This is a genomic window from Flavobacterium sp. MR2016-29 (assembly GCF_015350695.1).
Taxonomy (GTDB): Bacteria; Bacteroidota; Bacteroidia; order Flavobacteriales; family Flavobacteriaceae; genus Flavobacterium.
In genome coordinates, this window is sequence record NZ_JADKPU010000001.1 from 94,503 (window position 1) to 117,265 (window position 22,763).

The window sequence follows — 22,763 nt, forward strand, 5'->3', positions numbered from 1 at the left end:
AAAATAAAAAAATAAAAAATCCTGTGAAGTTTATTCACAGGATTTTTTGTTTTTTGTAATGTATAGAATGAGATAATTACTTATTTCTTTCAACAATAGCAAGACCAAACCTAATTTTATCGTAAGATAGTTTTTCTTCAAAATGATCATAATATGGCTTTAAAGCTGTCGGATATTCAAGTTCAACTTGCGCTTTATGCAGCATTAATACTTCTTCATCAGAAATAAATTGACTTAAGTCAAAATCATGTCCGTCAACATATAATTTTGCCAAGTGAGAAACTATGGTAGTCTGCCCTAGATTTCTTTTTTCTGCAATTTCTGCAATTGTATTACCGTTTTCAAAAAGCTCTAAGGTTGTTTTATATGTGTTGCCTTCTTTTTTAGTCTTCGCCTTTGCTTTCTTTTTTGCATTTTCAAAGTAAACAATTGCATCTATGAATTCCTGACCATATTTTTCTAATTTTGCTTTACCAACACCATCTATTGCAAGAAATTCTTCATCGCTCATTGGGCGTGTATTTTCCATTTGCCTTAAAGCAGCATCGCTAAAAATTACATAGGCAGGAACTTCTTCATCTTTAGAAATTTCATAACGTAATTTTCTAAGTATCTCAAAAAGAGTAATTTTAGTTGTTTTTGCTTTTGCTTCCTTAATTTCGTTTTTATCAATTGCTTTTTTAACAACAGTTGTTAATTTTACTTTCTCTCCTTCAAATAAAACTTTTCTGGCAAAGGGCGTTAGAAGAATTTTATTATGCTGATGAAAAGCAATTTCGCAATAACCTAGATTTATAAGCTGAATTAGATATTGATTCCAGTCGTACCAAGAAATATCAGCGCCTATTCCGTACGTTTTTAAGCTTTGATAATTTTTTTCGTAGATATACGCGTTTCTCGAGCCTCTCAAAAAATCTACAATTACCGCCAAAGGTTCAGATTCTTGCAGACGGCTAATCGCTGAGAGTGCTTTCTGTGCTAAAATTGTTCCATCAAAAAAAACTGGAGGATTTTTACAGATGTCGCAATTACCGCAATTCTCAGTTACTAATTCTCCAAAATACGAAAGAAGAATTTTTCGTCTGCAGCTTAATGCATCTGCGTATTGCTTCATTCTGTCTAATTTGGCAAGCTGCACGTCAGAATTTAATCCGTCCGAAGCAAATTTCTGAAGCTGAATAACATCCGCATAACTTTCAAATAGAACTGTTTCTGCTGGCAATCCATCGCGGCCAGCACGACCAATTTCCTGATAATAACCTTCAATATTTTTAGGCAAATTATAATGTATCACCCAGCGCACATTTGATTTATCAATTCCCATCCCAAAGGCAATTGTAGCACAAACTACCTGACAATCGTCATTAATAAATTCATCTTGCGTTTTAGCACGAAGACTATTTTCTAAACCGGCATGATAAGCTTTGGCAGAAATTCCATTTTTCTTTAATTTATCAGCTAATTCTTCAGTCGTTTTTCTGCTGAGGCAATAAATAATTCCAGATTCATTCGGTTTATTTTCTACAAACTCTATGATTTGCTTTACCCTGTCTAAAGCTGGACGAACTTCCAAACTCAAGTTTTTTCTATCAAAGGAAGCAATAAAAATTTTTGGATTTTTTAATTTTAATTGTTTCGTAATATCTGTACGAGTTGCTTTATCGGCAGTTGCAGTCAATGCTAAAACTGGAGTAGAAGGGAAGCGGCTTTTTAAATAACCCAAATTAGTATAAGCTGGCCTAAAATCATGCCCCCAAGATGAAATACAATGCGCTTCATCAATTGCAATTAAGCTGATTGTCAATTCATTAAAAACAGCATCTAAATATGATAAACTTTCTGGTGCAATATAAACAAGCTTAAAAGTATTCGATTTTAAATTATCAATATAATATTGCTGTTCTTCACTAGATTGGCTGCTGTTTATGTAACAAGCTGTAATTCCGTTAGTTTTCAAGCTATCGACCTGATCTTTCATTAAAGCTATTAAAGGCGAAATAACAATTGTAATACCTGGCAGTACTAAAGCTGGTAATTGAAAACAAATCGATTTACCTCCGCCCGTTGGCATAATTGCAAGAGTATCTTGTCCGGAAAGAATGGTGTTTATAATAGTTTCCTGATTTGGTCTAAACTTTTCAAAACCAAAATTTTCTTTTAATTTGGCGTGTAATAATTCTGTATTCATTTGGGCAGTTATATTTTAAATATTAAATTTAAAGAAATTTCTTATAAATTATAAAAATACTTAATTTATTATTTAAAGAAGTGCAAATTTGTATTAGTGTTCAATAAAAAAAGGAACCCGAATTGAGTTCCTTTAAATTATTTTGAAAGAGATAAATTAATCTTCATCGTCTTCATCATCATCTTCGTCAGCAATATCATCTGGATCTTTGTCGTCATCGTCATCATCATCTCCACCATCAGTATCCGGTTTATCTATTGCATCATCGTCATCGTCGTCGTCAATATCATCATCAAGATCAAGACCTTTTACTGGTTCGATTGTATCAACATCAACATCGATATCATCGTCTTCGTCGTAATTTTCGATTCTGTCAGCAAGTTTAGTACTAATTTTTACTAAATAAATAGTGTCTTCAGTACGAACTTCAACAGCTTCGATCAATTCGTTTTTAGCATTTCTAAAACGGATAACATCCGAATCATCATAACCATCAGGAAATTTTTCTACCAATAGGTTCAAAATTTCGTTGGTAAGTTTAGCGTAGTCTACTATAACTCTTTTCATAAAATTATCCTATAAATCTAATAAATATGCAAAAATTAACGGTGCAACAATCGTAGCATCCGATTCAATAATAAATTTAGGGGTTTTGATATCTAATTTACCCCAAGTGATTTTCTCGTTTGGCACAGCTCCAGAATATGAACCGTAACTTGTTGTTGAATCTGAAATTTGGCAGAAATAACTCCAAAACGGAATATCGTGCATTTCCATATCTTGATACAGCATTGGCACCACACAGATTGGAAAATCTCCAGCAATACCACCACCAATTTGGAAAAATCCAATACCGTTTGTGCTGTTTTTTGGATACCAATCAGCAAGGAATGTCATGTATTCAATTCCTGATTTCATGGTAGAAGCTTTCAAATCTCCTTTTATTACGTATGAAGCAAAGATATTTCCCATTGTACTGTCTTCCCAACCTGGAACAATAATAGGCAAGTTTTTCTCAGCAGCTGCATACATCCAGCTATCTTTTAAGTCTATTTCGTAATACTCTTCTAAAACGCCAGATAATAACATTTTGTACATGAATTCATGTGGAAAATAACGTTCTCCTTTATCATCTGCATCTTTCCAGATCTTATAAATGTGTTTTTGTAAACGACGAAATGCTTCATGTTCCGGAATACAAGTATCTGTAACACGGTTTAATCCTCTTTCAAGCAAGGCCCATTCATCCTCTGGGGTTAAATCACGGTAGTTTGGCACTCTTTCGTAATGAGAGTGTGCCACTAAGTTCATGATATCTTCTTCTAGATTGGCTCCAGTACAAGAAATAATCTGTACTTTATCTTGTCTAATTATTTCGGCAAAAATTTTACCAATTTCTGCTGTACTCATAGCGCCAGCCATACTTACCATCATTTTAGCACCGTTCGCTAATTGCTGTTCATACGCTTTTGCAGCATCAACTAAAGAAGCAGAATTAAAGTGTAAATAATGTTTTTCAATAAACTGACTGATTGGTCCTTTCATTTTGTTTTGTTTTTTGTTTTTTTTTGAATTAAAGTTTAACCTTTTAGATGATACTGCAAATTAATAATTTTATAGATATTAACATTTAATTTGCAAGTTTTTTTTTATACTTTTTTTGTGTAACCTAAAATTTTCAATACATCATCAGAAGTTTGCTGTTCTGAGAAAACCTCAGTAGCTAAAATCCCGTTTTCATCGCGATCTATTAAAATATGTTTAGGCTGTGGAATTAAACAGTGGTGCAAACCGCCGTAACCTCCAATAGTTTCTTGATACGCACCAGTATTAAAGAAACCAATATACAATGGCTTTTCTTTGTTGTATTTAGGCAGATAAATCGCGTTCATATTTTGTTCTGAGTTGTAATAATCGTCACTATCACAAGTCAAACCTCCTAATAAAACCCGCTCGTAAGTATCATTCCAGCGATTTACAGCCAGCATAATAAAACGTTTATTTATCGCCCAAGTATCAGGCAAAGTGGTAATGAATGACGAATCAATCATGTTCCATTTTTCTCTATCATTTTGTTGCTTTTGATACAAAATCTGATAGATAGCGCCACCGCTTTCGCCTACAGTAAATGATCCAAATTCTGTAAAAATATTAGGGACATCAACTTCGGCTTCATCGCATGCAATTTTAATCTGATTGATAATTTCATCAATCATATATTGATAGTCATATTCGAAAGCAAGAGAGTTTTTAATCGGGAAACCGCCACCTATGTTCAAGCCATCAAGAGTAGGGCATTCCTTTTTAAGCGCAATATATACTTTTATACATTTTACTAACTCATTCCAATAATATGCTGTATCATTTATTCCAGTATTAATGAAAAAGTGAAGCATTTTCAGCTCTAATTTATCATTTTCCTGAATTTGTTTTTTATAAAAAGAAACGATGTTTTTATATCCAATTCCTAATCTTGAAGTATAAAACTCAAATTTAGGTTCCTCTTCAGCTGCAATCCGAATTCCGATTTTGAATTTTCCTTTAATCTCAGCCTGAAGAAGATCTAATTCTTCATAATTATCAATAATCGGAATCGTATTTTTATGTCCGTTATTGATTAATCTACCAATATTACTGATGTATTCATCTCTTTTAAAACCATTACAAATTACATACGTACTTTTATTGATCTTACCATTTTCTAACAAATTTTCAACAATGTTAACATCAAATGCTGATGATGTTTCAATATGAATGTTATTTTTAAAAGCTTCATTCATAATGTATTCAAAATGAGAGCTTTTTGTACAATAACAATAATAATATTTTGCTTCGTATTTGTTTTTTTCCATAGATTTTCTGAACCAAGCTTTTGCCTTGTTGATATTTTCAGAAATCTGCGGTAAGTAGGTAAATTTTAGTGGGGTACCATATTGTTCAACCAATTTCATCAAATCGATGTTGTGAAACTGAAGGTTGTCTTTGTTTAGTTTAAATTCCTCCTGAGGAAAGTAATATGTTTGATTAATTAGATCAGAATATTTTGTATTCATTTATTTGTCAATATTTTAAAGTTGCAGTTTATTAAATTTAGTGATTTTTTAGGCTAAATCTAAAATTCAAACTCTAATATTGGCAAATACAATTTCCAGTTTTTCGTGTTCTGCTTTCGAATAAAGAAAAACTTCAAAACAAAACGGACTTTTACTATTATAAAAACGGTTCAACATTCTTAGTAAAGAACTATTGAGACGGTTTCTATAAGAACTAAAGTGTCTTTGTTTTTTGTTTGTTTTCATTGTGGCAAATGTAAAAAATAATATATACCTAAAGCAATGCTTTTGATTAAAAAAAGTTTAAGATTTATAATCTTGAAACGCAGCTAGAATCAATTTATTTTCAACGGATTGATTAATTTTTATTTTTCCGATGCCTTCAATTAATGCAAATTGAATTAATCCGTATTCATTTTTTTTGTCGTGAATAAGCAATTCTAAAATAGGTTCAATATCATTTTCTTCTACAATTACATCTTCATAGATACTTTTAATGGCCGTTTTTATTTCATCATATTCAGCTGGAGTAATTAAATTCTTATGCAATGAAATATAACTTTCTAAAATCATCCCAATCGCAATTGCTTCACCGTGTAATAATGTTTTTTTTGATTCGCTTTCTAAAAAGTAACTTTCTATCGCGTGGCCTAAAGTATGTCCAAAATTCAGCGCCTTGCGAATGTTTTTCTCTGTTGGATCCTGAATGACAATATCGTTTTTAATTTCAACAGAACGATAAATTAATTGGTCGAGTGAATCATAATCAATTGCTTTTAGGTCTAAAAACTGTTTCCAATATACGGCATCATATATAAGACCATGTTTTAGCATTTCTGCCAAACCAGAGCGCATTTCACTTTGTGACAAAGTTTCAAGGTAATTTGTGTCTATTAAAACCATCTGAGGAACGTTTATAACACCGATCTGGTTTTTAAGGTTTCCTAAATCAACGCCTGTTTTTCCTCCAACAGAAGCATCGACCATAGATAATAGAGTAGTAGGGATATTGATAAAATCAACGCCACGTTTGAAAGTTGATGCTACGAAACCGCCTAAATCTGTTACTACGCCGCCGCCAAGATTGATTACAAGCGATTTTCTGTCGGCTCCAAGTTCCGTAAGTACATTCCAAATTTGAATACAGGTTTCTATATTTTTATTGGCCTCTCCAGCTTCAAATTCGATTATTTCGATGTTTAAATCCGTTTCTAGTAAAGGCAAAAACTTTGGCAAGCAATACTCATTTGTCTCATTATCAACTATAATAAACAAATTAGAATATTTGTTTTCTTTTAAATGTTTATTTAAAGCTTCGTAGGCATCCTGGTTAAAATGTACTAGATAATTATTGGCTTGAATAGATTGCATAATTCGTCGGTTATTTAAAACCACAAAATAAGGCATTTTTAGCTAAATAATATTCAAACTTTTACTCTAATTTGTTTTAAAACGAATGATTCTAATTAAGGATTTGAATCAAAATAGTTAAAATTTAATTTTTTAAGTCGTACTGTAATAAAGCAGTAAAATTTTACTTCATAATATAATATTAAAAGCAATCATATTAACGATATTAAAAAATATGATGGTATTTAGTAAATAATATTCAAAACACTCTATATCTTTGCACAAAAACTAAACTTAATGGAAAAAATATTCGATAACACTCAAGTAGCATTTTCACTTAAAAGTGATACCGAACTTGACAGGGCTTATTTTCTTTTTAAAATGATTGACAGCGAACCTTTAGTACGAATTGGAACTGCTGTAACTAATTTTGCTATTAAAGCACATCTTCCGGTTGAAGGATTAATTCGTGCGACTGTTTTTGATCATTTTTGTGGAGGAGTAAACGAAGATGACTGTATAAATGTGGTTGATAAAATGTTTACTAAAGGCGTTTCATCTGTCTTAGATTATTCAGTTGAAGGAAAAGAAGAGGAAGAGCAGTTTGATGCGGCGTTAGAAATGACCTTAAAAACTATTGAATTTGCTAAAGAGCGTTTGGCGATTCCATTTGCGGTTTTTAAGCCAACAGGCTTAGGTCGCTTTGAACTATATGAGAAATTAGGAGAAAAACAGACGTTGACTCCGGCAGAACAGGCAGAATGGGATAGAGTAGTAGCCCGGTTTGATAAGGTGTGCAGTGAAGCACACAGAAAAGATGTGGCACTATTAATTGATGGTGAAGAAAGCTGGATGCAGGATGCCGCAGATGATTTGGTAACCGATATGATGCGCAAATACAATAAAGAAAAAGCTATTGTGTTTAATACGCTGCAAATGTACCGTTGGGATCGTTTGGATTATTTGAAAAAATTACATGAAATCGCTAAAAAAGAAGGCTTTTTTATTGGAATGAAATTAGTTCGCGGTGCTTACATGGAAAAAGAAAATAAGAGAGCAGAAGAGAAAAACTATGTTTCGCCAATTTGTGTTTCTAAAGAAGCGACAGATGTTAATTACGACGCTGCCGTACATTATATGTTAGATCATTTAGAAACAATGTCAATTTTCGCAGGAACTCATAACGAATTGAGTTCATATAAGTTGATGGAAATGATGGAGCAAAAAGGAATTGCCAAAAATGATAACAGAATCTGGTTTGGACAATTATACGGAATGAGCGACAATATTAGCTACAACTTAGCTGAAAATGGTTATAACGTTGCTAAATATTTGCCATTTGGACCTGTAAAAGATGTTATGCCGTACTTGATTCGCCGTGCTGAAGAAAATACTTCTGTAGCCGGACAAACAAGCCGTGAATTATCTATGATAAAAGCAGAACGTAAACGTAGGAAAGGGTAAATAGGTTTCAGTCTCAGTTATATAAAAAAAGCTCCAATTAATTGGAGCTTTTTTTATTGGAATTTCGTTTTTAAGAATTACTAAACTGAAGATTGCTCAAGTTTTTGTAAATACCATTTTCAAGATTTATTAATTCCTGATGTGTTCCTTCTTCAGTTATTTTTCCGTTATCTAGCACTAGAATTTTATCAGCATTTCTAATAGTTGAAAGACGATGTGCAATAATAATGCTTGTTCTTCCTTCCATTAAAACTTCTAAAGCTTCTTGAACTAGTTTCTCACTTTCACTATCTAAAGATGATGTTGCTTCATCTAAAATTAAAATACTTGGATTTTTAAGCAAAGCTCTTGCTATAGCAATACGCTGACGCTGTCCGCCAGATAGTTTTACACCACGTTCACCAACAAGAGTTTCGAATTTTTCTGGAAAACCTTCTACAAAATTCAAGGCGTTTGCTTGTTTTGCTGCTAACATAATCTCTTCGTCAGTTGCATCTGGTTTTCCATATGCTATATTTTCTTTTATTGTTCCTCCAAATAAAATTACATCCTGGGGTACAATACTCATGTTTCCACGAAGATTTTCTAAATCGTAATCGTAAATGTTTTTTCCGTCAACCAGAATTTCTCCTGAAGTGATATCATAAAAACGCAATAATAAAGAAGAAATAGTAGATTTTCCGGCTCCGCTTGGGCCTACGATTGCTATTTTTTGACCAAAATCGGCTTTAAAATTTACATCTTTTAAAACCTGAACTTCCTTACGAGAAGGATAACTGAAGGCTACATTATTAAAAGAAACGATTCCTTTGATTTTTTCTACTGCAGAAGTTTTTTGGTTTGCTTTAATATCCTCCGGAGTTTCTTCTAGCAATTCAAAAACACGTTCTGTAGCTCCAACTGCCTTTTGAATTTGGGCATACATTTCTGCAATACCTCCAAACGAAGCTCCAATAAAAGTAGTATAAAGCACGAAAGAAATTAAATCTCCAACGCCTTCAACTTCTCCTTTTATAGTAAGTGTAATACCGTACCAAACTACAGCAACAACACATCCGAAAAGACACAGAATAATAAAAGACGCAAAATAACCTCTGTATTGACCGCCTTTAATCGCAATTTTTACTATTTCTTTAATTTTATTCTTATAACGCTGAATTTCGTACCATTCATTAGCAAAAGCTTTTACATTGCTTATTCCTTGCAGTGTCTCTTCAACAATTACTTGGCTTTCTGCAACTTTATCTTGTGTTTTTTTACCGTATTTACGAATAAATCTTCCAAAAATCACTGCAGCAACGGCTACTATCGGAACAATCGCTAACATCATCAGTGTTAATTTTGGACTGATATTTCCTAAAATCACAAATCCTCCTATTATCAAAATAAACTGACGTAAAAACTCAGCAATTGTTGTGGTAAAAGTATCTTGCAGCTGCGAAATATCAGCACTGATTCTACTATTCAACTCACCAACACGTTTTTGAGAATAAAAGGACATTGGAAGTTTTACCAGATTTTCATACAACGCAAAACGAATGTTTGATAATGAGTTTTCAGTAAAATTTACAAAAAGCGAAATTCTGAAAAAAGAAAAAACGGCCTGTAATGTCAATATTCCCAAAAGAGCAAGAGCTATTTCATTTGCTCTGCTAAGATCTTTATTGGTTACACAATCTACCAGCATTCCCATTAACTTAGGAAAGGCGAGGGCAGTAGCGCTTGTTAGCAATAAAAAGAGTAAGCCCAGAAAAAACTTCCATTTATGATTTTTTCCATATTTAAAAATTCTGAGTGCTTTTTGAAGTGAGTTAGAGTCTAATTTAGCTTTAGGTAAATCGTTTTCTTGATATCTAGCCATTTGAGTATACAATTAAGGTATGCAAATGTATGATTATAGCGAATGAATACAAAAGAATATTATCAATTACGCTTTCAGATTTTGATTTTTAACTTAAAATTAGAAAATACCAACTTTTATTTATTTTTTAAAAAGCTGAAAAATAGATTAGTAAATAAAAACAGTAAAAAATAATTCAATTTATTTCAAAAAACACTTGCAAATACAAATTCTAGCTGTATATTTGCACTCGCAATCAGATAATGATAGCAACCTATTAAAATAGGGCGATTAGCTCAGCTGGTTCAGAGCACCTCGTTTACACCGAGGGGGTCGGGGGTTCGAACCCCTCATCGCCCACAAAAAAAACTCCTTAAGAAATTAAGGAGTTTTTTTGTTTTGTATCTATCTATTCGATAATCTCATATTAACTTATTCATTCCTTTTTCCACAATAAAAATTCTTCATTATATGTGCACGACATTGAAGAAATAAAATTATCGAAATTGAAATTTTCATATTTTGATATGATGTCATAAACCGCTTCAAATCCTTTAGCACCATGTGGAATTAAGCATCCTGAATTTTCGCCAAGCAATGCTAACCAAACATCCGGTAAAAAAGGCCCATCCTCTGTATTTATTAATTTTATTTCTTTAATATCATTCCATAAAATTTCTTCGGTTTTTCGCTCCGTATGTTCAACTCTAATAAACTCTTTAGTAATTGTCACTAAAAAATTATCTTCAGGATTTTTCGGTTTTGATTTTCCAAATATTTTTTGAAGTATTCCCATTTTTAAAGATTAGTTTTAATTATATTGATCCCATATCACGTATAACTCATTTACAAGATTTCATAAAGATCGTCTATAGCTGAGTTTCGTTATTTAAAAAATTCATCAAAACTTTCTTTTTTTGATTTTTGATACTTTTCAATATATACATCTAAAAAGCCACTTTGTTTTAAAAACTGCATCGGGTCCTTTATATTTAATATTTCTTCAATTGCTTTTTGTTTGTCTTTTTGTTTATTGAAATAAGATTCTGTTATTTTATATCCTATCCAATATCCCAAATCATTTGGTCTGTCATCTTTTTTAGATGTTCCGTATAGCCAATCCTGATAATCCGCATTTTTTAATCTCGAAACAAATTCCTGACATAATTTATCTTGGTTTTGTTCTCCATATTTATATTCAAACTTGTTTATTAATTCTCCAGAAATAAGCTCACCAATAAAGTCTGCGCCGCCTTCAAGCAAACACCATTTCAAAAGCATATCTTTTCCTGTTATTTTTTGCTGATAGTGAATAAGTTCGTGCGCTATTAAACCTGAAACGCCATCCAAATTTTTAAGCATTTCTGTCCCTATAATAATTCCATCAGGAGAAGAAGTTCCACCTGAATTAAACCTTCCATAAACAAAATAAATTGGAGGAAATTTGGCATTTGGATACCAATATTTTAGAGAACTATAAATAGCCCGTACTCTCTTTTCCTTGGAAGAAATATCATCTAAAACATTCCTTGAAAGTTCATAATCTGCTTTTCTTTTCTTTACAACAGCAAAAAGTGAGTCTGCATTTATTATTCTGTTTTCAGTAAATCCTTTAACACCTAGAGAACCTTTTTGCATGTAGTCAATAAATGTGTTTTGTTTTGATTTCTCCATCTTGTCAAATGCTTCCCAAAAATTTTTTGAATCTTTTGTCTCAAATACTGCATCTAAAGGATTGTCTGAGAAATTACTTTGCCCAAAAAGAAAATTAGAAAAAATAATTAAAAGTGTTGTGAAAATAAGGTTTAACTTCATATCTGAATTTTAAAACATTTTTTTAATAGAGTTTGGTGGCTTATGTTTATTTATGTAACGTTAAATTTTTTAAATTAATACTTCCGCAATGAATTTCCTTATCCCTAATTTTATAAAAAAGATTTTGCCCTTTTAGGCTGAGTTCTGTTCGCAAAATGCCATATTGTGTTCCTCCAGTCAAGCGGAGTACTACGACATAAAAACCGCTGGATTCTTTTGGCTTAATAATTCTTTTCAACGAAGGTGATTTGTGAATATTATTGTCTAAAAATGATTCTAAATTGGTTAAGCCATAATTAAATAAAGGTGCTTTTTCAATTGTCATCGTGTCTGACGGAATCAATGTTTTATAATATTTACCTGGCAAAGCTGGAATCTCATAAGAATCTATGGGAAAGTCAATCTTTAATTCAAGAGAATTATCTGTTTCATTGGTTATTCGAGTCCAAAATACAGCATAAACATATTGCACTCTATTTGGATCTGTATATTTGTTTCCACCTTTTGGAAAGCTATTTTGTATTATAAGGCTTGCACCGTTAGAATCTATATACTTATATTTAGTGTAAATATCCTTATCGTTATGATTAGTCAATCGTTTTTTGCTTTGGATATTTTTTACAGAATATAAAGTTTCTTTATCGACAGTATTTGGTATTGCGTTATTATCTTGCTTACAGGATAAAAGCCAAGTTGCTATCAAAATCAATATTAAAATATTTTTTTTCATTTTTTTAGCTTACACACAACAGGGTTGTTCTTGTATAAATGACATTAATACAAGTTTTTTAGTCGGTTTTAAGTTATCAGATGACTTTTTATAAGCGAATATAAGAAATATTTATACTACAGTTTATTAGCATCTTCTGATAGATAGAAATGATTTTTCATCATTCTCTTAAACAGATTTTTGACTAGTACAATTCATAATTTAAAATTTAAAAAGAAATCTTTAAAATATTTTGTGTATTGTTGTCATGTATATTATATTTGCGACAACAATTTAATTTTATTAAAAATGAGAGAATTAACCTTTGCATCGTTACAAGTAAAAAATTTAGAAGCATCAAAAGACTTCTATGAAAAAAAAATAGGATTTGAGATTGGTAATACCAATCCGCAAGCTTGTATTTTTAAATACAATGAAGGGCAGGCAAGTTTTGCTATTCGTACACCTCTTGAACCAATTGAAGATAAAGAATTAGGAATTGGTGTTGCTCTTTGGTTTGCAGTTAACGAAAATGTAGACGAATTAAAAGAGAAATTTATAGCGAATGGATTAACCACAGTGGGACCAATTATAGAAACACCTTTTGGAAGAGCATTTCACGTAAAAGACCTTGACGGTTATAAACTTACTTTTTTGGAGACAAAATAAAAGTAAACTATTACTTTTGAAACCAGTTTTTTCGTAATTTAAGCCTAACATCTTTGAATAAACGAGATTTTGATTTAATATTGACAAAATGTTTCAATATCATTATGACTAAAGAAATTAATTTTCATTTTAAAAGTCCAAAAGATAGTCCAGGCTATTTGCTTGGCCAACTGACAATGCTATGGCAGCGTAAACTTAAAAAAGTTTTAGATCCATTAGATTTAACACAGACGCAATTTGTATTGCTTGCAGCGTTGGGCTGGCTTTCAAAAAAAAGCAATTCTGTAACACAGGTTGACATTGCGAATCAAAGTAATGCTGATAGAATGATGGTTTCAAAAGTATTGCGAACGTTGGAAGAAAAAGGTTTTGTAACACGTCAAGAGCACGAAACCGACACAAGAGCAAAAACGATTCGACTAACAACTGTTGGAGAAAACGTTTTGCAAAAAGCAATCGTTGAAGTAGAAAATGCTGATCTTGATTTCTTCGCTGCATTAGACGAAAATCTTTCTTCATTCAATTCTAATATGGTAAAACTTATTGATGAAAATAAAAATGAATAAATATTGCTTCTAAAATACACTCATTAATATTTATTTTTTGTTTTGAAAAATTTATAAAAATAGGTGAGACTATTGAATACCATAAATACAATAAAGATACTTCTTAAGAAATTAAGGGGTTTTTTTATGGATTTTGTTTCAGAATCGGATAATTGGGAATAGAATCATTTTTCAAATCTTTTCTTTACTTTATTCCCTATTTTAAAACTCAAATCTGTCATTTAACACGTTATAACTTCTAAATCGCTATAATATTTTTTAACTATATTTGACATAGATATTGTTTTTTCGGCAACTATAGTATTGAAAAAGAAAATCAAATTATCAACCCCCAAATTTTAAAAATGAAAAAAATAATAATTACTCTTTTATTTGTATTTACTGTTATAAATATGTTTGGGCAAGCGCCTGCCGCTTCAAAACCAAGCAAAGCTAATTCTAATAATAAAGCTTTGCCACCTACTGAAATGGTCTCTAATAAAGTCATAAATCCGCTTAAAAAAGCACCATTAGACGAAGCATCAATCCTGATATATGATTATGACGGTTCTCTGTTTTCATTTGATTTAGAATCCGAACAAATTGGCTGGACTGTAAAAGCTTCGGACGCCTATACTGAAATGTGTGCAAATGCAATAACGCTAAAAGATGGTGTAGTATACGTACCGTTTATTAATGGTGAAATTTTCGCAGTAGATAACCAGACTGGTGATATTTTTTGGAAAGCAAGGTTAGGTAATATTACTGATCAAATTGTGCTAAAAGATCAAATTCCAGTCATAAATGGCGGAAAGTTGTATATAACTTCTCAAAATGGCAATATTTACGCACTTGATACAAAAGACGGCAGTTTAATATGGAACTACAAGTTAGATTCGTCAAATAATGATATTCCGGTTCTCGTTTTTGACAACAAGGTTTATACTCAAAGCGGGTCTAATTTCTATTGTTTTGAAGCAAATACGGGAGAACTTATTTATCATAAAGACTTTGAAGAATCGTTGCATGGAAAACCTGTTACAGACGGCGAAAATGTATTTATAGCAAATGAAAAAAATGTGATTTTTGCCTTAAGTCCTAATAAACCAGATATTTTATGGCAATTTAAATTAGATGAAAATCAGAGTAATGTCAAAGAACGTATACTTTGCAAAGACAAAAAAATATATTTTGCAGCACAAGGACCAGAAGTCTCTTCTATTTACGGTCTGGATTCGAAAACAGGAACACAGATTTGGAAAACTGATTTTAAGGGAGATAATGTAGAATACATCCTTGAGGAAAGTGATAATATTTGGGGATACACTCATAAGGCAAAACTTTTTCAATTAGACATAACCAATGGTGAAATAGCTTCTGAAGTAAAATTAACAACCAAACCTATTTCAAATCTTGAATTTGCTGATGATGATTCTTTATTTTATTATTCTGATGCTGCCTTAATTCAATTTGAATTTAAAACAAAAGACGAAAACGAAGTTTATCTTCGAACCTCTATTAAAGACAATGTTTACAGTGCATACATAAAAAAAATTCGATAACAAAAAAGCAAGCTGTCTCAATACTGAGATGGCTTTTTTTAATATTTCATTTTTGAATAATGTGGTATGTGAATATTAATTAACGCTTTTATCAAAAAAAATATAAACTGATAGAATTAATCTAAAATCAACGTTTATGAATGATATTAAAACAACTATAAAGCCTTTTTTGACAGTACAGGATGGCATAAAAGCAATAGAATTTTATAAATCAGCCTTTGGAGCCATAGAGACAAAAAGGTTTGAATTAGAAAATCAAAAAATATTTTCAGTTATTGAGATTGAGAGTGCCGTATTTTATTTGAGTGATGAAGAACGTTGCAATGGAAATTTGAAACCTGATATAAAATCAAATAGCCCGATAAGAATCATTTTGGAAACTAAAAATGCAGACGAGATATTTGAAAAAGCACTAAAATTTGGTGCAAAAGAAATTTGCCCCATCAAAACCGAAGAGGATTGGAGAATTGGTAAATTAAAAGATCCGTTTGGACACGTTTGGGAAATTGGTTATATCTTATAAGGTGGAGTTCTCTTCGTTTTGGCAAATCTTATTTTCTAAAAAAAATACGGGACCCTTTTTATTTTTCAGAGCGATTTCTGTAGTTTCTAACTAGAACGAAAACGGAGATTAAAAAAGCAATTATGTAAACAATAGCTAAACCTGTTTTCTCAAATTTTAAATTTTTAAAATCGAATTGCTTGAACAATGTTACGCCCAAAATAATTGCTACAATCCAAAAAGTAAACGATAGTAATTTTTTATTTTCCATAATTTTTCAATTTTAATAAGTCGATTTCCTTTTCATGAAACGAATATAAGAAATATTCTAACTAAAATTTAACGAGTGATTAAATGTTGAAATTGAGAGAATTAAAGATAAAACCTCCAAAATCAATGACTTTGAAGGTTTTTAAATTAATTTTTTTATGTCTTATAAAATTATTTCATTAGGCTAATATTAGTTAAACCCCCATCAGAAAGTATTTCTGTACCCACTATAAAAGCTGAATCATCTGATGCTAAAAATACGGCAGCTTTTCCAATATCAGACGGAAGTCCTTGTCTGCCAACAGGAGTAATATCGATCCAAAGTTGTTTTACCTGCTCTAATTGTTCTTCGGGCACTAATTTTCCGAAAACAGGCGTATCGATTGAGCCAGGCGATAGCGCATTAACCCTTATGTTTCTTGACAATAAATCTAATGATAAACCTTTTGCCAATGATATAATAGCTGCTTTTGCAGCAGCATAAATTGCCATTCCCGGCGCTGCACGATGCGCCGCACTAGATCCAATTAATATAATCGAAGCGCCATCATTTAGATACGGAAGTGATTTTTGTACCGTGAAATAAGCACTTTTCAGGTTTAAATCCATATAACTATCATAGCTTTCTTCTGTAGTATCATTTATGCTTCCCATTGGAACACCGTCTACAACACCTCCTGCATTTACGACCAAGGCATCAATTTTTCCAAATTTTTCAAATGTTTTCTTGAAGATATTTTCTAAATCACTTCCATTGGTGACATCACCTGAAACAGCTATAAAATCTGTCCCCAACGCTTCAATAGCAGTGTTTAATGTTGTTTTATTTCTTCCTGCAACTGTTCCGACAGCGCCTTCATTTCTAAATGCTTCTGCAATACCAAAACCGATACCGCTATTGCCTCCTGTAACTACAGTTACCTTATTTTTTAATTTGCTCATTTTGTTGTTTTTAAATAATTGTATAAAATTATAGACCGAATATTCCGCCTGATACTGAAATTTTCTCTCCCGTAATCCATGCAGCATCGTCAGAAGCAAGAAATACGGCTACTTTTGCAATATCTTCCGGCTGGCCTGTACGTCCAAGAGGGGTAGTCGCAACAAATTTTGCTTCATTGTCGCTGCCAATAAAACCTGCTGAACGAGAACCTTCTGTCTCTACAATTCCTGGGAGAATAGAATTAATTCGGATATTTCTTCCGCTGAATTCCTTAGATAAAGAAATTGTTATCGCATCTAAAGCGGCTTTAGTTGCTGAGTATACTGATCCTGTTGGAAGGGGCGTATTACTTGCTCCCGAGCTTATATTGATAATATTACCGCCTTTTTCGCCAAACAACTTTAAAGACTGTTGAATAGCAAGTAATGAACCCAAAACATTAATATTGAATTGTTCATGAAAAGAAACTGCTGAAAATTCTTCGATTGGTGCATATTGATAAACTCCGGCATTGTTTACCAAAATATCTAATGCGCCAAAAGTATTTTTCGTTTCTTCAAATAATCTGATTACATCTGATTCTTTCGAAACATTGCCTTGCACAGAAATTGCTGTTCCGCCATTATCTATAATCTGTTTTACTACCTTTTCAGCATCTTCTTTGCTTGATGCATAATTCACAACTACTTTTGCACCTTCTGCGGCAAAATATTTAGCAATAGAAGCACCAATTCCTTTTGATGCCCCTGTAACTACTGCTACTTTGTTTTTTAATTTGTTCATTTTTATATTTTTTAGAATATCTTAATGATGCAAATTTAAAACAGATTAATTTATTTTAGTAACTTTGTAACTAAAAGTAACAGTAACCTCGAAGTAACAAAGTAACATCATGGAATGTAAACCGATTGAAAAAGAACTACATAAAAAAGAGATGATGGCAGTCCAAGATTCAATGGACGTGTTGAGCGGCAAATGGAAAATAGCGATTATTTCATCTATCTGTTATTACAACAAAAGAAGATTTTCAGATATTCTAAATGATGTAGTGGGTATTTCAAACAAAATGCTGAGCAAAGAATTGAAAGAACTGGAAATAAACAAACTTATTAAAAGATCTGTTTTGGAGACGCAGCCCATAACTGTTGAATATACTTTGACAGATCACGGAAAAACACTGCAAACTATAATTAACAATCTAACAGATTGGGGAATAGAACACAGGAAAAAAATTATTGAAAAATAGTTTCTTAAAAATAACAATACAAGCCTTCAAAGTCATTTGATATTGGAGGCTTGTATTGTTATAGGTCAATAATCAGTTGCAAATCAGTTAATTTATAACTTCTTGTTTCGATATAAAATAATTATATCAAAAAAATCTTATGGAAATTATTTTATTTATCTATAGCCATTTATTAAAGCGTACATTTGAAGTGAAATGATAAATAACTAATGGATAACAAAGAGAATATAAGGATCTTACTTACTGATGATGATGCTGATGACAGAGAATTTTTTGCTGATGCAATTGCCGATATTCATCTTAATTTTCCGGTTGAATTTTGTAAAAATGGTTTAGAACTCGTAAACCGTCTTTATGATAAAAATCTTGGTATCCCAGATATCATATTTTTAGATCTCAATATGCCAATAATGTCTGGTATTGAGAGCTTAAAACAAATTCGTGATGATTCTAAATTTAAGAATATTCCCATAATTGCGATTTATTCGACATCGGCAACAGAAGATGGGATTAGAGATACTTTTGGATTGGGTGCCAACGCGTATATAGTAAAACCAACTGATTTTAATGATTTGAAAAAATTACTTAAAAAAGTTATCGAAATGGATTGGAAAGAAAAACTAAAAAAATTAGAATACGAATCTTTTATCATTACAATATAGATTTTAAGAATTTTACTACATTACATACTTAGCATCGATTTACATTCCTAATACTTGTCTAAGAAATTAATAATTGAAATCATGCAAGATCAAAAAAACAGTTTACCAAAGGCGACACGCCAAGATTTTCCCATTGTTGGCATTGGTGCTTCTGCGGGTGGGCTAGAGGCTTTTAGTCAGTTTATTGATGCTATTCCTGCTAACTCAGAAATGGCTTTTGTTGTTGTACAGCATTTGCATCCGCTGCATGACAGCATTCTTACAAAGCTTCTTTCGAGAGTTGCAAAAATTCCGATTAATGAAATTACAGATGACATTCATTTAGCTCCAAATAACATTTACGTTATTCCGGAAAATAAAATGCTTACCTCTTTTGACGGAGTCTTAAAATTAAGTCCACGTGAAAAAGAAACAAAAAATCAAGCTATAGACATCTTTTTTTCTTCATTGGCAGAAGTACATCTCGATTTAGCATATGGTATATTGCTTTCAGGAAATGGTTCTGACGGAACTATTGGCTTAAAAGCGATTAAAAACCACGGAGGCGTTACTTTTGCTCAGGATTCTGATGCGGCTTATAATGAAATGCCGCAAAATGCCATAAATGCAGGAGTTGTTGATTATGTAATGCCACCAAGAAAAATGGCAGAAAAAATAATGAGTATTTCACAATCAAAAGAAAGTCTTATCAAAGAAACTGATCCAAATGATGAGGCAGTATTTGAGGAGATTATTAAAATTTTGCGTCATAACAGCGGAGTGGATTTCACTTATTACAAACAAACTACCATACGCCGCCGTATTGCCAGAAGAATGGCTTTAAACAAAATCATAAATCTTAAAGAATATCTTAAATTTTTGCAAGGAGATAAATCAGCATCAGAGGATTTATTTAATGATATGCTTATACCGGTCACTGAATTTTTTAGGGATACTAAAATTTTTCAGATATTAAAAGAAAAAGTTTTCCCAATATTAACAGACAGAGTAACAGAAGGAAATACTATACGAATCTGGATAGCAGGATGTTCTACCGGCGAAGAAGCGTATTCACTGGCCATTGCTCTTCATGAATTTTTAGGAGTGAATCTGCAAGGAAAGGAAATTCAGATTTTTGCTTCGGATATTTCAGAAGTGACAATTAAAAAAGCTAGAATTGGATTTTACAGGAAATCTCAAATGCGCAATGTTTCTGAAAATATTCTATCAAAATATTTTACAGCAAATACAAATGGTTACACTATAAAACGACAAATTAGAGATTTGTGTGTTTTTGCAGTTCATAATTTTTTAAACGATCCTCCTTTTGCAAAAATGGATTTAATTACCTGTAGAAATGTATTTATATATATGGATTCGTTTTTGCAGAAAAAGTCGTTGTCAACATTTCATTATGCTTTAAAAGAAAATGGCTTTTTACTTTTAGGAAAATCAGAAACTGCAGTTCCGGCAGCTGAACTTTTTCAGTCGTTTGACAAAGCGGGTAAAATTTATATCCGCAAACAGGTTTCAGGAAGATTTGTGCATTCGGGTTTAGGAGTGAACGAGCGATTAAAAAGCTTTAAATCAGATGTCAAAAGAAAAGAGATTATCAAAGAGGATTTTAGAAAAAGTGCTGAATTAACGCTGCTCGCCAATTATACTCCTGCAAGCGTAATTGTAAATGAGCAAATGGATATTGTTCATATTAACGGAAGTATCGCAGACTTTATTGAGCTTTCGACAGGTAAACCTACCTTTAATCTGGTCAAAATGGCTCGAGAAGGTCTTGCTTTTGAGCTTCGTAATGCGTGGCATAAAGTCAAAGAAACGGGTTTGCTGATTAAAAAAGATGGCATACAAATTACAAATAAAGGAATTATAAGTGAAATTACTATCGAAATACAGCCATTAAAGGATACTGTAGAGCCCTATTTTCTAATATTATTTTATAAAAGTCTTATTACTAATCAAGATCCTGCTATAAGCAAATCAGGTAGTGAGCAAATACTTGAAAATGCAAATCTCCTAAAGATTGCAAAACTGGAAAAAGAGTTGGCAAAAATACATGCTGATGTTAATGCTATCAGCGAAGAGCAGGAAGCCTCAAACGAAGAACTTCAGAGTGCCAACGAAGAATTGTTGAGTGGTAGTGAAGAGCTGCAAAGTCTTAACGAAGAACTGGAAACTTCTAAAGAAGAATTACAATCCAGCAACGAAGAACTTTTGCAGATTAATCAGGAACTTTTAAACAAACAGCAGGAAATTAATATTTCTAAAAATTACACAGAAGCAATTGTAGCTACTCTTAGAGAGCCTATTGTCGTGTTAGATACTGATTTAAGAATTAAAAATATAAATCGCGCATTCTCAAAAAAATATAATATTGCAAAAGAGGAGGCGACCGGCAAACTAATTTATGAAATTCAAAATCATCTTTTTGATAATATTTCCATGCGCGAAATGCTTGAAAAGGTGCTTAAAGAAAAAACACAGCTGGATGATTATCAAATAGCTGTAAATCTATTGCCGTATGGCGAAAGTATTATGTTGTTAAACGTAAGACAAGTAACTAATGAAGCTAGTAAGAAACAATTGATTCTGCTGGCAATCGAAGATATTACTGAAAGAAGAATAGCCGAAAATAAGCTGAAAGTATTATCAGACGGTTTTGAAGCAAAAGTTCTTGAACGCACTTCAGATTTGCTTACTTCTAATAAAGAATTGGAAAGTTCTATTAAAAAATTGCATACTGCCAATGTTCAATTGCAAGAGTATGCATATGTAGCAAGCCATGATTTGCAGGAACCTTTGCGCAAAATATTAATGTTTATAAGCCGACTCGTTGGCATGGAGGAGAATATATCTGATGAAGCACATATCTTGATCCAAAAAATCAGTAAATCCTCTAAAAGGATGACAACACTTATTAAAGATTTACTAGCTTATTCTTCTTTAGATGATCCTGAAAAACAATTTGTAAATACAGATTTAAACTTAGTTTTAGCAAATATCCTAATTGATTTTGAGCTTTTGATTGAAGAACATAATGTTAAAATAACTACGGAAGAACTCCCTACTATTAATGCTATTCCGTTGCAAATGAACCAGCTTTTTTATAACCTAATCAGCAACGCTCTTAAGTTTTATAAAAATGACGGTTCTGTTTCTAAAGTAAAGATAAGTTCAAAGAAACTTTCATCTAAACAAGTTCAAAAATACTCCACTTTAGATCCAAATCTTGATTATTGTGAAATTATAGTAAAAGATAACGGAATAGGTTTTGACAAACAATATGAGAGTAAAATTTTCACTATTTTTCAAAGACTTCATAATAGTGAAATGTACACAGGAACCGGAATCGGATTATCGATTGGTAAAAAAATTGTTGAAAATCACAAGGGTATTATTTTTTCTAAAGCAGAAGAAAATATTGGAGCTGAATTTCATATCATTTTGCCACTATAATTTACTGTAAACATTAGGGTTAAATAACTCCATATAGATTTCTGGTTTAGGTAATTTATTAAATCCATATTTTTCATAAAGCCAATCTGCGGTTGATGTCAGCAAAATCCATCTTCTAAGGCCTTGCAGGTTTGGATGGGCTATAACTGTGTCCATCATTTTTTTTGAAAGTCCTTTTCCGCGGTAATTTTCTAAAACATAAATATCGCCTAAATAAGCAATTGTAGAAAAATCTGAAATTACTCTCGCAAATCCAATTTGTTTGCTGTTGTGAAATATTCCAAAGTTCAATGAATTTTCAATAGAAATTTTTACCTTCTCAAACGGAATATTATCACTCCATCCTGAATATTTTGATAAAAAATCATGAATTGCGACAACATCCATTTTGTTTTTGTCTGTCGTAATAAAGTATTCATCAAAACTAAATTCAACTAATTCCATGTGATTTGATTTATATCCGTAATTTAAATGTTGATCATTAACGAATATAAGAAA

General features: G+C 31.8%; 21 protein-coding genes and 1 tRNA gene. 9 read left to right on the forward strand and 13 right to left on the reverse strand.

The window, feature by feature from the left end; genetic code table 11:
* Positions 1-76: 76 nt before the first annotated feature.
* From recQ to aroB, 5 genes are all read right to left on the reverse strand, one after another.
* Positions 77-2,188 (reverse strand): DNA helicase RecQ, encoded by a 2,112-nt coding sequence (gene recQ / locus IR010_RS00440; protein ID WP_194600650.1) that lies wholly within the window; start codon positions 2,186-2,188, stop codon positions 77-79.
* Positions 2,189-2,344: 156 nt separating this feature from the next.
* A complete protein-coding gene (locus IR010_RS00445; RefSeq protein WP_029270347.1) occupies positions 2,345-2,755 on the reverse strand; it encodes a hypothetical protein in 411 nt (136 codons plus the stop codon).
* Positions 2,756-2,764: 9 nt separating this feature from the next.
* Positions 2,765-3,733, reverse strand: a complete 969-nt coding sequence (locus IR010_RS00450) for a deoxyhypusine synthase family protein (RefSeq protein ID WP_007811609.1) — start codon at positions 3,731-3,733, stop codon at positions 2,765-2,767.
* 104 nt (positions 3,734-3,837) lie between these two features.
* A complete protein-coding gene (locus IR010_RS00455; RefSeq protein ID WP_029270343.1) occupies positions 3,838-5,241 on the reverse strand; it encodes a decarboxylase in 1,404 nt (467 codons plus the stop codon).
* A gap of 303 nt (positions 5,242-5,544) precedes the next feature.
* The gene (gene aroB / locus IR010_RS00460) at positions 5,545-6,612 is read right to left on the reverse strand and encodes a 3-dehydroquinate synthase (protein WP_194600651.1); all 1,068 of its coding nucleotides are present in this window, start codon (positions 6,610-6,612) and stop codon (positions 5,545-5,547) included.
* A gap of 276 nt (positions 6,613-6,888) precedes the next feature.
* Here aroB and IR010_RS00465 point away from each other — a divergent pair, with 276 nt between their 5' ends.
* Entirely contained in the window at positions 6,889-8,055 is a 1,167-nt protein-coding gene (locus IR010_RS00465; protein WP_194600653.1) for a proline dehydrogenase family protein, read from the forward strand.
* Between the two features lie 70 nt (positions 8,056-8,125).
* Here the strand turns inward: IR010_RS00465 and IR010_RS00470 are convergent, their stop codons facing one another.
* Positions 8,126-9,916, reverse strand: a complete 1,791-nt coding sequence (locus IR010_RS00470) for an ABC transporter ATP-binding protein (RefSeq protein ID WP_029270334.1) — start codon at positions 9,914-9,916, stop codon at positions 8,126-8,128.
* 264 nt (positions 9,917-10,180) lie between these two features.
* On the opposite strand from IR010_RS00470, the gene IR010_RS00475 reads away from it, so the two are divergent.
* A tRNA-Val gene (locus IR010_RS00475) sits at positions 10,181-10,255 on the forward strand.
* A gap of 76 nt (positions 10,256-10,331) precedes the next feature.
* Here the strand turns inward: IR010_RS00475 and IR010_RS00480 are convergent.
* The 3 genes from IR010_RS00480 to IR010_RS00490 form a co-directional block, all read right to left on the reverse strand.
* On the reverse strand, positions 10,332-10,691 hold the full coding sequence (locus IR010_RS00480) for a hypothetical protein (protein WP_194600655.1): 360 nt from the start codon (positions 10,689-10,691) through the stop codon (positions 10,332-10,334).
* An 89-nt stretch (positions 10,692-10,780) separates the two neighbouring features.
* Positions 10,781-11,710, reverse strand: coding sequence for a DUF2268 domain-containing putative Zn-dependent protease (locus IR010_RS00485; protein ID WP_194600658.1), 930 nt, complete (start codon positions 11,708-11,710; stop codon positions 10,781-10,783).
* A gap of 46 nt (positions 11,711-11,756) precedes the next feature.
* Entirely contained in the window at positions 11,757-12,440 is a 684-nt protein-coding gene (locus IR010_RS00490; RefSeq protein ID WP_194600660.1) for a hypothetical protein, read from the reverse strand.
* Positions 12,441-12,728: 288 nt separating this feature from the next.
* On the opposite strand from IR010_RS00490, the gene IR010_RS00495 reads away from it, so the two are divergent.
* From IR010_RS00495 to IR010_RS00510, 4 genes are all read left to right on the forward strand, one after another.
* Positions 12,729-13,088, forward strand: a complete 360-nt coding sequence (locus IR010_RS00495; protein WP_194566061.1) for a VOC family protein — start codon at positions 12,729-12,731, stop codon at positions 13,086-13,088.
* 104 nt (positions 13,089-13,192) lie between these two features.
* The gene (locus tag IR010_RS00500; protein ID WP_194566063.1) at positions 13,193-13,654 is read left to right on the forward strand and encodes a MarR family winged helix-turn-helix transcriptional regulator; all 462 of its coding nucleotides are present in this window, start codon (positions 13,193-13,195) and stop codon (positions 13,652-13,654) included.
* Positions 13,655-13,998: 344 nt separating this feature from the next.
* Positions 13,999-15,195 (forward strand): PQQ-binding-like beta-propeller repeat protein, encoded by a 1,197-nt coding sequence (locus IR010_RS00505; RefSeq protein WP_194566066.1) that lies wholly within the window; start codon positions 13,999-14,001, stop codon positions 15,193-15,195.
* A gap of 136 nt (positions 15,196-15,331) precedes the next feature.
* Complete coding sequence (locus IR010_RS00510; protein ID WP_194600662.1) at positions 15,332-15,718, forward strand: VOC family protein; 387 nt, start codon at positions 15,332-15,334, stop codon at positions 15,716-15,718.
* Positions 15,719-15,776: 58 nt separating this feature from the next.
* Here IR010_RS00510 and IR010_RS00515 read toward each other — a convergent pair whose 3' ends face one another.
* From IR010_RS00515 to IR010_RS00525, 3 genes are all read right to left on the reverse strand, one after another.
* The gene (locus IR010_RS00515; protein ID WP_029270327.1) at positions 15,777-15,968 is read right to left on the reverse strand and encodes a hypothetical protein; all 192 of its coding nucleotides are present in this window, start codon (positions 15,966-15,968) and stop codon (positions 15,777-15,779) included.
* 170 nt (positions 15,969-16,138) lie between these two features.
* Positions 16,139-16,909: an SDR family oxidoreductase gene (locus IR010_RS00520; RefSeq protein ID WP_194566070.1), complete on the reverse strand. Its 771-nt coding sequence runs from the start codon at positions 16,907-16,909 to the stop codon at positions 16,139-16,141.
* A 28-nt stretch (positions 16,910-16,937) separates the two neighbouring features.
* On the reverse strand, positions 16,938-17,693 hold the full coding sequence (locus tag IR010_RS00525) for an SDR family NAD(P)-dependent oxidoreductase (RefSeq protein WP_194566072.1): 756 nt from the start codon (positions 17,691-17,693) through the stop codon (positions 16,938-16,940).
* Between the two features lie 109 nt (positions 17,694-17,802).
* On the opposite strand from IR010_RS00525, the gene IR010_RS00530 reads away from it, so the two are divergent.
* The 3 genes from IR010_RS00530 to IR010_RS00540 all read left to right on the forward strand — a co-directional run bounded on the left by IR010_RS00530 (position 17,803) and on the right by IR010_RS00540 (position 22,265).
* Complete coding sequence (locus IR010_RS00530) at positions 17,803-18,156, forward strand: winged helix-turn-helix transcriptional regulator (protein ID WP_029270321.1); 354 nt, start codon at positions 17,803-17,805, stop codon at positions 18,154-18,156.
* A 209-nt stretch (positions 18,157-18,365) separates the two neighbouring features.
* A complete protein-coding gene (locus IR010_RS00535; protein ID WP_029270314.1) occupies positions 18,366-18,818 on the forward strand; it encodes a response regulator in 453 nt (150 codons plus the stop codon).
* Between the two features lie 81 nt (positions 18,819-18,899).
* Positions 18,900-22,265 (forward strand): CheR family methyltransferase, encoded by a 3,366-nt coding sequence (locus IR010_RS00540; protein ID WP_194600679.1) that lies wholly within the window; start codon positions 18,900-18,902, stop codon positions 22,263-22,265.
* Here IR010_RS00540 and IR010_RS00545 read toward each other — a convergent pair.
* Positions 22,260-22,709 carry a GNAT family N-acetyltransferase gene (locus IR010_RS00545; RefSeq protein ID WP_194600681.1) on the reverse strand — a complete coding sequence of 150 codons (450 nt, stop codon included), beginning with the start codon at positions 22,707-22,709 and terminating at the stop codon, positions 22,260-22,262. The two genes, IR010_RS00540 and IR010_RS00545, sit on opposite strands and share 6 nt — an antisense overlap.
* Between the last annotated feature and the right edge of the window lie 54 nt (positions 22,710-22,763).